Below are 12,648 nucleotides of genomic sequence, written 5' to 3' on the forward strand. Positions count from 1 at the left end.
TTTCATTTTAATTGAAAGAAAACTAATTGAATTATTAATCAATAAAAAATTAAAAAAGGTTTTAAAACCTTTTTTAATTCCTTACGGAAGTAAGGCATACTTTTTATAGAGTGAAATCAGAATTCTAGTCAAATTATACACAAAAGTAATAATAATCTTTCAATTTTATTTTTGTTTTCTTTTTTCTAATCAATTTTTAACTGCATGATGTTTTATTAAATGTAAGAACCTGTTTAAAATCTTTTTAATAAAATTGAAATAAAGGCAAGAACAACCATTTGTAAGCTAGTATTTAATTTTTTTTCACAATTTTTTCATAATCTTCTGCATTTTTCTAATCATGCAAAACTTCGTTCTACAACTCATCTTTTTGGTAATACTACAAAAGAATGTAATTCATTACGTTTTATAACTTCAACATTTGCATTTATAATTGTTTTAATTTTAGAAGCAAATTTTTCACCAGTATAACCAGCATCTACTAGTATTTTTTGAACTGCAGAAAGATTCTCTTTTTCATTTTCAATCATTATTATAGCACTATTACGATCTGTTTTTTCTGCTGTGGTTATGTAAATTGCATGTGGTAAACCTTGAGAATCAACAGCAATATGACGCTTTATTCCTGAAATCTTTTTACCAGCATCATAACCTTTATTTTTAGTAGTATCTGTATTTTTAACACTTTGTGAATCAATTATACAAAAACTAGTTTGTTCTTTTCTACCATTATTGATACGAAATGCCTTGACTAATTTTTTTTAAAACTAATTGTAATACACTAGGTTCTTTATTATTATTTTTACTTCAAGCTTGAAAATAATAATATACAATTTGTCATTTTGGAAAATTTTTTGGTAACATTCTTCACTGGCAACCACTTTTTAATACATATAAAACTGCACAAAATACTTCATATAAATCTAAACTTCTTGGTTTAGTTCTCTTTTTAGTATTTTCTAAAATTGATTTTATATTTTCAAATTGCTCTTTGCTAACATTACTAGGATAATTTTTACACATATATACCTCTTATTTTAAAATATATAATCATTTTATCCTATTCTCTAAAAGATTTTAAACAGGTTCTAATATTTTTTGAATTGAAAATACTTTAATAAAAAGTGGAATTTTTAATTTATCTGGCAAAAAAGATTTAATCAAAAATAAAGGAATCAATAATACTTTACTAGCTATTGATGCTACTGAAACTCCAATTGAAAGAATTAAAAAAAACTAAAATTACTTTTTTCGGGTAAAAACAAACATCATACTATTAAATCGCAAATAATTATTGATATTTTAAATAAAAAAATTATTTCAACCGCTTTTTGTTTTGGAAGCATTCATGATTTTAAATTACTTTTAAAATCTAAAACTTTTATTCATCCAGAAAAACAAGTTTTTGTTGATTCAGGTTATCAAGGAATACAAAATATTCATAAAAATACATTTTTGCCATTTAAAAAAAGTAAATACAATAAATTAATACCAATTCAAAAAGAATACAATAAAACTTTAAGCAAAATTAGAATTAAAATTGAACACGTATTTGCTAAACTAAAACGTTTTAAAATTTTAACTTTAAAATATCGCAATAAAATACGAAGATTTGCATTAAGATTTAATTTAATAGCAGAAATATATAATTTTGAATTACCTTAGTTTTGCACCAAGTCTAATGTTACAAGAGCAGCTACTTACAATTGAATTAAGCAATTTACTAATTCAGATAGTTTTAAAACTAAAAATAATCTTTCAGATTTAGAAAAACAATTAATTCAAGCAAATAAAGAATTAAAACAGTTACGAATGGAAATTGATATTTTAAAGCAAGCAGCACCAATAATAGGCAGAAAGTAGAGATTATTGCAAATAATAAATCTAAATATAAAATTCGCACAATGTGTCATTTTTTAAAACTCTCTAAATCAACATATTATTTTAATTTAAAGAAAAAAAATAAAATTCAAAATAATATTTATGAACAAGCTGTTATTAGTGCTTTTAAAGAAAATAAAGAAGTTTATGGTACTAGAAGATTAAAAGTCATACTAGCAAACCAAGAAATTTATTTATCACGCAGAAAAATTAAAGAAATTATAAATAAGCATAATTTAATATCAAAATACACTAAATTATCATTCAAAAATTATCATAATAAAGTCAATGATAGTCAAATAACCAATCTTGTTAATAGAAACTTTAATAATAGAATTAAAAATAAAGTTATTGTTAGTGATTTAACTTATGTTCAAGTTAATGGTAAATGAAACTATATTTGCGTATTAATCGACATATTTAACCGGGAAATTATTGGACATAGTGTTATGCATCATTAGTATATCAAGCATTTATGCAATCAAATCACTGTTTAAAAGATATTGAAATATTTCATACTGATCGCGGTAATGAATTCAATAATAAAACTATTGATAAACTTTTATTAGCTTTCAACATAACTCGATCTTTAAGCAAAAAAGGATGTCCTTATGACAATGCTGTTGCTGAAGCAACTTTTAAAACTTTCAAAATTGAATTTATTAATGATAAAAATTTTACATCATTAATCCAATTAAAATTAGAATTATTTGATTACATCAATTGATATAACAACATAAGAATTCACAGTACTCTAAACTACCTAACTCCAGTTAGTTATCAAGAACAAATGTCTACCAAAAAATAGTCCTAAAAAGGGTTGCCATTCCACAAAATTTGTTGTAATCATATTAAATAATATTTATCATATTTATATTAGTTTTTTTAAAAAACTTTAAAATATTATTTTTTTTATATTATCATATTTATAGCATAAATATGATAATATAAAATTAAAAGAAAGGAGCAAAGGAAAATGCCAATTATACCTAAAAAAAATATTAATATTTTAGATAAAACAAAAAATACTGTTTCTCTTAATAAAGAGTTATATAAAAAAAAACAAATTAAATTGAATTCTATGACTTGTGATATTATTTTAATTTCAAAATTTAGTGAATTAGCAAAAAAAAGAAAATGAAGTAAAACAATGCTAATGAATGAAATTTTAAAAGATTATTTTAATAGATTGGAGAATAATAATGAAAATGATTAGTTTTTGTAATAAAAAAGGTGGAGTTGGAAAAACTACTATTTGTAAAAATATTCCTTATAAACTTGCTTTAGATAATAAAAAAGTTTTAATTATTGATTTAGACACGCAGGCAACAATATCATTTCTTATGCAAAATGAAAATATAGATATGTCAAAATCACTACATAAAGTAATTGCTAGTGATTGTGAAATGGTGGTTGGCCCTTAATGGTGGTTGGCCCTTAATTACTGGACCATTTTTGATATAAAATTCTAAATTTTAATTTGTAAAATTGGTGGTTTTAGAAATTTAGAATGTATTCTTTCATAATTATAAAACATAACATATTGATTTACATCATTTATAGCTTCATTGATGGATAAATATTGATTTGATCCTTTAGGTAGTCATTCTTGAGATAAATGAGAAAATCAGTTTTCAGATAATACATTACCACCAATATCATAAGGTTGTTTTTTGCTTAAAATTATTTGTTTATCCTCTGCTCATTTTGTGATATCGTGACAATAAAATTCGTTGGCGTTATCTGAATGTAAAATAACATTTTTTACTTGATTTCAAGAAAATTGTTTGTTGATTTTTTCAAGAGCAGGAAGAATTAAATCCTGATATGATTTATTAGGAGCAATATTATAACTAACAACATTATTTGAATAAAAATCAATAATTACAAAAAGATATAATCATCCTTCTTTAGTATTTATTTGTTTAGTGTCCATTGATCAAATTTGATTTGAAGAGGTTGTACTTTTATAATCTTTGTTTACTTTATCCATTGTAGGTATTCACTTATTTGGATTTTTTTTGTTTTTAGGATAGTTATTTTTAGTTTGTTTTAATCCTTGAATATTGTGTTCTTTCATAATTTTTCGCATTTGTTTTATTGATAATTCTATATTTAAAATGATATTTTTTTCTTGTTTTAATCACTCTTTAAAAGCTGAAAAAATTCTTAAATATCCATAAATTCTGCCTTTTCTTGTAGAATGAAATTCGATTAAAAGTTGGCATATTTTTTGATATTTATGATTGCATTTAATAATATGATTTTCTTCTTTTTTAATAGGTTTTTGTTTATTTTTTAAAAAGTAATATGTTGATCTGTTTAATTGAAGATATTGACATAGGTTTCTAATTGAATATTGATTTTTACAATCATCAATAATTTTAATTTTTTCTTTGATATTTAATTTGTTAATTACTAATGCTATTTGTTTAATTTTATCCATTAATAAAAATCCTTTCAGGTTAAAATTAGTGTTAATTATATAACACAATTGTTTTTAGAATACATTCAGGTTTTTTAAATTAATGGTCTAGTAAAAAGGGCTAAGTGGCAAGTGGCAAGTGGCATGAACATCAAAAAATACTGTTAAATGTCTTAGAACCTGTTTAAAATCTTTTCAATAAAATTGAAATAAAGGCAAGAACAACCATTTGTAAGCTAGTATTTAATTTTTTTTCACAATTTTTTCATAATCTTCTGCATTTTTCTAATCATGCAAAACTTCGTTCTACAACTCATCTTTTTGGTAATACTACAAAAGAATGTAATTCATTACGTTTTATAACTTCAACATTTGCATTTATAATTGTTTTAATTTTAGAAGCAAATTTTTCACCAGTATAACCAGCATCTACTAGTATTTTTTGAACTGCAGAAAGATTCTCTTTTTCATTTTCAATCATTATTATAGCACTATTACGATCTGTTTTTTCTGCTGTGGTTATGTAAATTGCATGTGGTAAACCTTGAGAATCAACAGCAATATGACGCTTTATTCCTGAAATCTTTTTACCAGCATCATAACCTTTATTTTTAGTAGTATCTGTATTTTTAACACTTTGTGAATCAATTATACAAAAACTAGTTTGTTCTTTTCTACCATTATTGATACGAAATGCCTTGACTAATTTTTTTTAAAACTAATTGTAATACACTAGGTTCTTTATCATTATTTTTACTTCAAGCTTGAAAATAATAATATACAATTTGTCATTTTGGAAAATTTTTTGGTAACATTCTTCACTGGCAACCACTTTTTAATACATATAAAACTGCACAAAATACTTCATATAAATCTAAACTTCTTGGTTTAGTTCTCTTTTTAGTATTTTCTAAAATTGATTTTATATTTTCAAATTGCTCTTTGCTAACATTACTAGGATAATTTTTACACATATATACCTCTTATTTTAAAATATATAATCATTTTATCCTATTCTCTAAAAGATTTTAAACAGGTTCTTAAATTTGGAACACGAATAGGCATAGTAACAAAATTATATAAATCTTGCTGGTAAATATCATTATCAACCTTACCTTTAAAAACATATTTTGTATCACCAACATTATCTAAAAAAACTAAAAACAAAATTAGCAGTAAAAGTTTTAAAATATTCATATTCAAAATAAAACATAAAACCTTGAATATAAAAACTTAAAGGTTTATCAATTTCAAAATTTAACTGTGTTTGAAAATTTATAATACTTTTACCAGTATTAACAAAATTTAAATTATTAGTATTATTCTTTGCAACATAATTATGATTAAACATAATACGTGAAAATTCATCTAATTGTTTTCTATTAAAAGTATAAACACCAGTTCCCATATCTATCATTTGTGACGGAACACCAACTGTATCACTATAATAATAACACGTATATAAACCTTCATTATTACCTATAAATTCACCACTAACTAATTTTAAGTCTGGTTGGTCAACATCAAAATAAGCAGAATTTCATGGAATTGTTGCTCAATCATCAAAATCATGATATTTAACATGTTTAACCATTTCTTTTGTAGCCACTTGCCACTTAGCCCTTTTTACTAGACCATTAATTTAAAAAACCTGAATGTATTCTAAAAACAATTGTGTTATATAATTAACACTAATTTTAACCTGAAAGGATTTTTATTAATGGATAAAATTAAACAAATAGCATTAGTAATTAACAAATTAAATATCAAAGAAAAAATTAAAATTATTGATGATTGTAAAAATCAATATTCAATTAGAAACCTATGTCAATATCTTCAATTAAACAGATCAACATATTACTTTTTAAAAAATAAACAAAAACCTATTAAAAAAGAAGAAAATCATATTATTAAATGCAATCATAAATATCAAAAAATATGCCAACTTTTAATCGAATTTCATTCTACAAGAAAAGGCAGAATTTATGGATATTTAAGAATTTTTTCAGCTTTTAAAGAGTGATTAAAACAAGAAAAAAATATCATTTTAAATATAGAATTATCAATAAAACAAATGCGAAAAATTATGAAAGAACACAATATTCAAGGATTAAAACAAACTAAAAATAACTATCCTAAAAACAAAAAAAATCCAAATAAGTGAATACCTACAATGGATAAAGTAAACAAAGATTATAAAAGTACAACCTCTTCAAATCAAATTTGATCAATGGACACTAAACAAATAAATACTAAAGAAGGATGATTATATCTTTTTGTAATTATTGATTTTTATTCAAATAATGTTGTTAGTTATAATATTGCTCCTAATAAATCATATCAGGATTTAATTCTTCCTGCTCTTGAAAAAATCAACAAACAATTTTCTTGAAATCAAATAAAAAATGTTATTTTACATTCAGATAACGCCAACGAATTTTATTGTCAAGATATCACAAAATGAGCAGAGGATAAACAAATAATTTTAAGCAAAAAACAACCTTATGATATTGGTGGTAATGTATTATCTGAAAACTGATTTTCTCATTTATCTCAAGAATGACTACCTAAAGGATCAAATCAATATTTATCCATCAATGAAGCTATAAATGATGTAAATCAATATGTTATGTTTTATAATTATGAAAGAATACATTCTAAATTTCTAAAACCACCAATTTTACAAATTAAAATTTAGAATTTTATATCAAAAATGGTCCAGTAATTAAGGGCCAACCACCAAAATGGTCCAGTAATTAAGGGCCAACCACCTAAATAGCAACCAAATTGAATCAGTTTGAAAACATATAAGAAGAACATTTAAAACACATATCAAAGTTGCAAAACATCATGTTCATTTATATGGTAAAGAAGCTGCATATAAATTCAACAAGATACCTAGTTTTGAAACTGTAATGCTATGTTTGATTTAAAAATGTGGGGAGAAGTCCGTAGATAGGCTCTTCTCAGCATTTATGTGATAAAATTAAAATAGTACATAAAGGGAGAAAAGCCTTAGTAAATTGCTTAATTCAATTGTAAGTAGCTGCTCTTGTAACATTGTATTCTTTAGCAAGGCAAGATACCGATTTGCCACTTTGATATAAAGCTACTATTTGTTTTTTAAATTCATCTGAATATGAGTTAATAGTGACCATAATTATAATTCCTTTCTTTTAACTAATTTGTTCACTTGTCTATGTAATTAGTGTCCAATAAAGTGGCCCCATCCAATATAAAAATAATAAAATGAAATATTTATAATGCAAAAATACCTTTTACTACTAATTTTAGTAAAAAAAGATATAATTAGTCCTTATTATTCAATTAAAATTTATTAAAATTTTTAATTTATGATCAACTTTTAAAATTTTTTTCATTTTAATTGAAAGAAAACTAATTGAATTATTAATCAATAAAAAATTAAAAAAGGTTTTAAAACCTTTTTTAATTCCTTACGGAAGTAAGGCATACTTTTTATAGAGTGAAATCAGAATTCTAGTCAAATTATACACAAAAGTAATAATAATCTTTCAATTTTATTTTTGTTTTCTTTTTTCTAATCAATTTTTAACTGCATGATGTTTTATTAAATGTAAGAACCTGTTTAAAATCTTTTTAATAAAATTGAAATAAAGGCAAGAACAACCATTTGTAAGCTAGTATTTAATTTTTTTTCACAATTTTTTCATAATCTTCTGCATTTTTCTAATCATGCAAAACTTCGTTCTACAACTCATCTTTTTGGTAATACTACAAAAGAATGTAATTCATTACGTTTTATAACTTCAACATTTGCATTTATAATTGTTTTAATTTTAGAAGCAAATTTTTCACCAGTATAACCAGCATCTACTAGTATTTTTTGAACTGCAGAAAGATTCTCTTTTTCATTTTCAATCATTATTATAGCACTATTACGATCTGTTTTTTCTGCTGTGGTTATGTAAATTGCATGTGGTAAACCTTGAGAATCAACAGCAATATGACGCTTTATTCCTGAAATCTTTTTACCAGCATCATAACCTTTATTTTTAGTAGTATCTGTATTTTTAACACTTTGTGAATCAATTATACAAAAACTAGTTTGTTCTTTTCTACCATTATTGATACGAAATGCCTTGACTAATTTTTTTTAAAACTAATTGTAATACACTAGGTTCTTTATTATTATTTTTACTTCAAGCTTGAAAATAATAATATACAATTTGTCATTTTGGAAAATTTTTTGGTAACATTCTTCACTGGCAACCACTTTTTAATACATATAAAACTGCACAAAATACTTCATATAAATCTAAACTTCTTGGTTTAGTTCTCTTTTTAGTATTTTCTAAAATTGATTTTATATTTTCAAATTGCTCTTTGCTAACATTACTAGGATAATTTTTACACATATATACCTCTTATTTTAAAATATATAATCATTTTATCCTATTCTCTAAAAGATTTTAAACAGGTTCTAAAAGAACAAAAGTAACCTTACCCCTAGTCCCCCTTTATATTCAAAATTAAAACATCGCTAAAAACAGCAAATATGAGTGTTTTAAGACTATATAGTAAAATTACATAACATAATCATATTTTTTCTTTAACTTTTTAAAAGTTGTAATATTAAACTTAGATTTAGATTTTATAAAAATAATTTTAAGGGGTAGTATTATTATGAAAAAAAATATTGCAAATATTTTTGTTTTAGCAACACTGTTAGCTACAAGTCCACAAATTAGTATCTTAACAACAGCAAATACTAAACTACACAAGGAAAACAATTTACAAAAATGAATATCAACACCAGAAGATTTTGAATATATAGAAAAATATTTTAATTTTAAAACTGAACAAGAAAAACAAGAATTAAAAGAAAATTTATTAACTGCTATTGGTTTAAAAAATGATGTAGTTGTATTTGATAAAACAAAATTAAATGAAAAAAAATGAGATTTAAAAATTTATCAAATTATTACTAGTGATGAGTATTTAAAAACTTTAAACTGACTTTATAAAAACAAAATGCTAACTTTTGATGAACAAGAAAAAGCACATTTTAATTTCCCAAAAATAAAAAATCTAAAAATTGATGGAATTTGATATGAAACATATTGATACTGATTTGGTTGAGCAAAATTGCATTTAAGTTCAAATAAAATTGAAGCATTTACTGATTTTGGAGAATCAACCACAGAAATTGCTGAGCAAATCATAGAAGCAGCACCTTATTTAGTACCCGTAGCACTAATTATTGCTAGCGTAATAACAACAAATGCAGCTATATTAAAATCTTATGATTATGGAAATGGTGCTTGGTTAGGTTTACTTTGATTTATACCAGATATGGGTTTTGGAAGTAATTAAGGGTGATTTAAGTGTTTAAAAGTCTATGAAAATATTTTAAAAATGATCCGTGTTGAAAAAATATAATGAAAATATGTGTTATTTATTCTTGTATCGGTATTCTTACTTTTTGATTATGTTTTGCATTAATGTTGATAAGTAAATTAAATAATGCAGATAAAAAATTTATTTCATATTCCATTTATGTTTTTGAAGCAGTTATTATTTCATATAGTTTAAGTATTTTTGTAATTAATAGTAATGAAATTCAACAACAAAAATATCGATTTTTATGATTATTTTTGTATTTTTTAGCATTAAATTCTTTTGGAATAATTAGTATTTTATTACTAATGAAAAAACAAAAAAACAAAAAAAATGATGTTGTAGCAATAAAAGAAACATCACAAATGATTAAAGTTGAAAAATGATTTATGTTATGAGCAATATATACATCAATTGCTATGATGATTTGTATTGTGACTATTCCATTATCAATCATAAATTTAATTAACATCAAAAAAAACTGAAAAAAAAAAGAAATTGATATTAAAGAACTAAAAAAAAATGCTTATTTTAGTAGTGACTGAACTTTAATACTTGCAAGCAAATTCGCTTTTTAAAAAAACTATAAAAACACTCAAGTTTGAGTGTTTTTATGGCTTTTCTCCCTTTATGTACTATTTTAATTTTATCACATAAATGCTGAGAAAAGCCTATCTATGGACTTCTCGCCACATTTTTAAATCAAACATAGCATTACAGTTTCAAAACTAGGTATCTTGTTGAATTTATATACAGCTTCTTTAGCATATAAATAGACTTGGTGCAAAACGGTGGTTGGCCCTTAATTACTGGACCATTTTTGATATAAAATTCTAAATTTTAATTTGTAAAATTGGTGGTTTTAGAAATTTAGAATGTATTCTTTCATAATTATAAAACATAACATATTGATTTACATCATTTATAGCTTCATTGATGGATAAATATTGATTTGATCCTTTAGGTAGTCATTCTTGAGATAAATGAGAAAATCAGTTTTCAGATAATACATTACCACCAATATCATAAGGTTGTTTTTTGCTTAAAATTATTTGTTTATCCTCTGCTCATTTTGTGATATCTTGACAATAAAATTCGTTGGCGTTATCTGAATGTAAAATAACATTTTTTATTTGATTTCAAGAAAATTGTTTGTTGATTTTTTCAAGAGCAGGAAGAATTAAATCCTGATATGATTTATTAGGAGCAATATTATAACTAACAACATTATTTGAATAAAAATCAATAATTACAAAAAGATATAATCATCCTTCTTTAGTATTTATTTGTTTAGTGTCCATTGATCAAATTTGATTTGAAGAGGTTGTACTTTTATAATCTTTGTTTACTTTATCCATTGTAGGTATTCACTTATTTGGATTTTTTTTGTTTTTAGGATAGTTATTTTTAGTTTGTTTTAATCCTTGAATATTGTGTTCTTTCATAATTTTTCGCATTTGTTTTATTGATAATTCTATATTTAAAATGATATTTTTTTCTTGTTTTAATCACTCTTTAAAAGCTGAAAAAATTCTTAAATATCCATAAATTCTGCCTTTTCTTGTAGAATGAAATTCGATTAAAAGTTGGCATATTTTTTGATATTTATGATTGCATTTAATAATATGATTTTCTTCTTTTTTAATAGGTTTTTGTTTATTTTTTAAAAAGTAATATGTTGATCTGTTTAATTGAAGATATTGACATAGGTTTCTAATTGAATATTGATTTTTACAATCATCAATAATTTTAATTTTTTCTTTGATATTTAATTTGTTAATTACTAATGCTATTTGTTTAATTTTATCCATTAATAAAAATCCTTTCAGGTTAAAATTAGTGTTAATTATATAACACAATTGTTTTTAGAATACATTCAGGTTTTTTAAATTAATGGTCTAGTAAAAAGGGCTAAGTGGCAAGTGGCAAGTGGCAAGTGGCCTTATAGGAAAAAGAAAAATGTTAGGTAAAAACCAAGATGGAGAAAGTAATGGGGTTTTAAATAGATTGCAAAGTGGTGGACTTGCAAAATTCGCCAAGTTTAGTACCAAAACAACTGTTGGTTCGGTCTTAGCTACAGCCGGATTTATTGGAGGAACAGTTGCTACATATAAAACATTTGGAGCAAAGGGTAGTTTAAAAAGAGCAGGTAAACATGCAATTGTAATTCCAACTAAAAAACTGGCAAATATTGTCAAGTCAAAAAGTTCTCAACAATATGCAAAAGGTACATCAAAACATGAATCACATAATTTAAAAAATCAATTTAAAAAACCTCCTTTAAAAAAAGAAAACATTGATAGTTCAACAAATATTGGTGAAACTACTAGTGTAAAAAAGGGTGTTATTTATGGCACAACAGGAAGATATACAAATAAACCTAGCAGTGAAGTTGACCAAAAGATTGTTGATAAATATTTTGAAAATGGTCAACCAAATTGATATGAAAATCAATCTAAAAATAATACAGAAAAACATAAAAGTGACTGATACGATACCAAAAAATTAGGTAAAAAACCTATGAGAAAAACAAAATCTAATTTGTCAATTGGTATAAAAAAAGATAATAAAGGAGAATAAAAATGGAAAAAGTAAATTTACCAAAAAGCACTAAAAAAATTCATTATCAAATTTTTCGGGGCATAAATCTAACTGATTTATTAGTATTATTGATTTTTATAAGTATATCTATTTCAATAGCATTCTTATTGTCGATTAATGTTTATTTAAAATTTTCTTTAAGTTTAATAATAATTGGACTTGGTTTTATTAGTATTCAAAAATTAAAAAATGAAACAAAAGCATATGAAATGATTATTCGTGCTTTTAAATATTTAACAATGATTGGTAAAAGTTCAACTGTAAATTTAAATCCTAATTTTGAATTAGAAAATGATAAAAACATTGTTAAATTGCCACTTGCCACTTAGCCCTTTTTACTAGACCATTAATTTAAAAAACCT

19 protein-coding genes are annotated in these 12,648 nt (G+C 23.5%); 10 read left to right on the plus strand and 9 right to left on the minus strand.

What is annotated here, in order from left to right; genetic code table 4:
• Positions 1 to 233 precede the first annotated feature (233 nt).
• A protein-coding gene (locus AAHM96_RS02140; RefSeq protein ID WP_342273050.1) for an IS5 family transposase occupies positions 234 to 1,023 on the minus strand; the annotation gives its coding sequence in 2 pieces (ribosomal slippage) (positions 234 to 761 and positions 763 to 1,023; 789 coding nt in all).
• Positions 1,024 to 1,242: 219 nt separating this feature from the next.
• Here AAHM96_RS02140 and AAHM96_RS02145 point away from each other — a divergent pair.
• The 5 genes from AAHM96_RS02145 to AAHM96_RS02165 all read left to right on the plus strand — a co-directional run bounded on the left by AAHM96_RS02145 (position 1,243) and on the right by AAHM96_RS02165 (position 3,305).
• Entirely contained in the window at positions 1,243 to 1,665 is a 423-nt protein-coding gene (locus AAHM96_RS02145; protein ID WP_342273691.1) for a transposase family protein, read from the plus strand.
• Positions 1,666 to 1,904: 239 nt separating this feature from the next.
• On the plus strand, positions 1,905 to 2,342 hold the full coding sequence (locus tag AAHM96_RS02150) for an IS3 family transposase (protein ID WP_342273448.1): 438 nt from the start codon (positions 1,905 to 1,907) through the stop codon (positions 2,340 to 2,342).
• Positions 2,343 to 2,356: 14 nt separating this feature from the next.
• A complete protein-coding gene (locus AAHM96_RS02155) occupies positions 2,357 to 2,689 on the plus strand; it encodes an IS3 family transposase (RefSeq protein ID WP_342273449.1) in 333 nt (110 codons plus the stop codon).
• A 168-nt stretch (positions 2,690 to 2,857) separates the two neighbouring features.
• Entirely contained in the window at positions 2,858 to 3,097 is a 240-nt protein-coding gene (locus AAHM96_RS02160; protein WP_342273450.1) for a hypothetical protein, read from the plus strand.
• The gene (locus AAHM96_RS02165) at positions 3,084 to 3,305 is read left to right on the plus strand and encodes a ParA family protein (RefSeq protein WP_342273451.1); all 222 of its coding nucleotides are present in this window, start codon (positions 3,084 to 3,086) and stop codon (positions 3,303 to 3,305) included. The genes AAHM96_RS02160 and AAHM96_RS02165 overlap by 14 nt, the downstream gene beginning before the upstream one ends.
• Positions 3,306 to 3,349: 44 nt before the next feature.
• Here the strand turns inward: AAHM96_RS02165 and AAHM96_RS02170 are convergent, their stop codons facing one another.
• The 4 genes from AAHM96_RS02170 to AAHM96_RS02185 all read right to left on the minus strand — a co-directional run bounded on the left by AAHM96_RS02170 (position 3,350) and on the right by AAHM96_RS02185 (position 5,915).
• Positions 3,350 to 4,327, minus strand: coding sequence for an IS3 family transposase (locus AAHM96_RS02170; RefSeq protein WP_342272824.1), 978 nt, complete (start codon positions 4,325 to 4,327; stop codon positions 3,350 to 3,352).
• Positions 4,328 to 4,490: 163 nt separating this feature from the next.
• Positions 4,491 to 5,280, minus strand: a protein-coding gene (locus AAHM96_RS02175; protein ID WP_342272742.1) for an IS5 family transposase whose coding sequence is annotated in 2 segments (ribosomal slippage) — positions 4,491 to 5,018 and positions 5,020 to 5,280 — 789 coding nt in all. Because the reading frame shifts where the segments join, the coding sequence is not laid out codon by codon here.
• 37 nt (positions 5,281 to 5,317) lie between these two features.
• Positions 5,318 to 5,473 (minus strand): hypothetical protein, encoded by a 156-nt coding sequence (locus tag AAHM96_RS02180; protein WP_342273445.1) that lies wholly within the window; start codon positions 5,471 to 5,473, stop codon positions 5,318 to 5,320.
• A complete protein-coding gene (locus AAHM96_RS02185) occupies positions 5,451 to 5,915 on the minus strand; it encodes a hypothetical protein (protein WP_342273446.1) in 465 nt (154 codons plus the stop codon). The genes AAHM96_RS02180 and AAHM96_RS02185 overlap by 23 nt, the downstream gene beginning before the upstream one ends.
• Before the next feature lie 111 nt (positions 5,916 to 6,026).
• On the opposite strand from AAHM96_RS02185, the gene AAHM96_RS02190 reads away from it, so the two are divergent.
• Positions 6,027 to 7,004, plus strand: a complete 978-nt coding sequence (locus tag AAHM96_RS02190; protein WP_342272797.1) for an IS3 family transposase — start codon at positions 6,027 to 6,029, stop codon at positions 7,002 to 7,004.
• On the opposite strand, the gene AAHM96_RS02195 is transcribed toward AAHM96_RS02190, so the two are convergent.
• From AAHM96_RS02195 to AAHM96_RS02205, 3 genes are all read right to left on the minus strand, one after another.
• Positions 7,001 to 7,126, minus strand: coding sequence for a hypothetical protein (locus tag AAHM96_RS02195; protein WP_342273452.1), 126 nt, complete (start codon positions 7,124 to 7,126; stop codon positions 7,001 to 7,003). The genes AAHM96_RS02190 and AAHM96_RS02195 overlap by 4 nt on opposite strands.
• A 98-nt stretch (positions 7,127 to 7,224) precedes the next feature.
• Positions 7,225 to 7,464, minus strand: coding sequence for a transposase (locus AAHM96_RS02200; RefSeq protein ID WP_342273447.1), 240 nt, complete (start codon positions 7,462 to 7,464; stop codon positions 7,225 to 7,227).
• A 449-nt stretch (positions 7,465 to 7,913) separates the two neighbouring features.
• A protein-coding gene (locus AAHM96_RS02205) for an IS5 family transposase (protein WP_342273050.1) occupies positions 7,914 to 8,703 on the minus strand; the annotation gives its coding sequence in 2 pieces (ribosomal slippage) (positions 7,914 to 8,441 and positions 8,443 to 8,703; 789 coding nt in all).
• Between the two features lie 268 nt (positions 8,704 to 8,971).
• Here AAHM96_RS02205 and AAHM96_RS02210 point away from each other — a divergent pair.
• A complete protein-coding gene (locus AAHM96_RS02210; protein ID WP_342273453.1) occupies positions 8,972 to 9,661 on the plus strand; it encodes a hypothetical protein in 690 nt (229 codons plus the stop codon).
• 332 nt (positions 9,662 to 9,993) lie between these two features.
• The gene (locus tag AAHM96_RS02215) at positions 9,994 to 10,263 is read left to right on the plus strand and encodes a hypothetical protein (protein ID WP_342273454.1); all 270 of its coding nucleotides are present in this window, start codon (positions 9,994 to 9,996) and stop codon (positions 10,261 to 10,263) included.
• A 255-nt stretch (positions 10,264 to 10,518) separates the two neighbouring features.
• Here AAHM96_RS02215 and AAHM96_RS02220 read toward each other — a convergent pair whose 3' ends face one another.
• The gene (locus tag AAHM96_RS02220) at positions 10,519 to 11,496 is read right to left on the minus strand and encodes an IS3 family transposase (RefSeq protein WP_342272797.1); all 978 of its coding nucleotides are present in this window, start codon (positions 11,494 to 11,496) and stop codon (positions 10,519 to 10,521) included.
• Between the two features lie 118 nt (positions 11,497 to 11,614).
• Between AAHM96_RS02220 and AAHM96_RS02225 the strand changes: the two genes are divergently transcribed.
• Together AAHM96_RS02225 and AAHM96_RS02230 are read left to right on the plus strand one after the other, a co-directional pair.
• Entirely contained in the window at positions 11,615 to 12,265 is a 651-nt protein-coding gene (locus tag AAHM96_RS02225; RefSeq protein ID WP_342273455.1) for a hypothetical protein, read from the plus strand.
• 128 nt (positions 12,266 to 12,393) lie between these two features.
• A complete protein-coding gene (locus AAHM96_RS02230) occupies positions 12,394 to 12,615 on the plus strand; it encodes a hypothetical protein (protein ID WP_342273456.1) in 222 nt (73 codons plus the stop codon).
• Positions 12,616 to 12,648 lie beyond the last annotated feature (33 nt).

The organism is Spiroplasma endosymbiont of Acasis viretata (assembly GCF_964031275.1).
Taxonomy (GTDB): domain Bacteria; phylum Bacillota_I; class Bacilli_A; order Mycoplasmatales; family VBWQ01; genus Spiroplasma_E; species Spiroplasma_E ixodetis_A.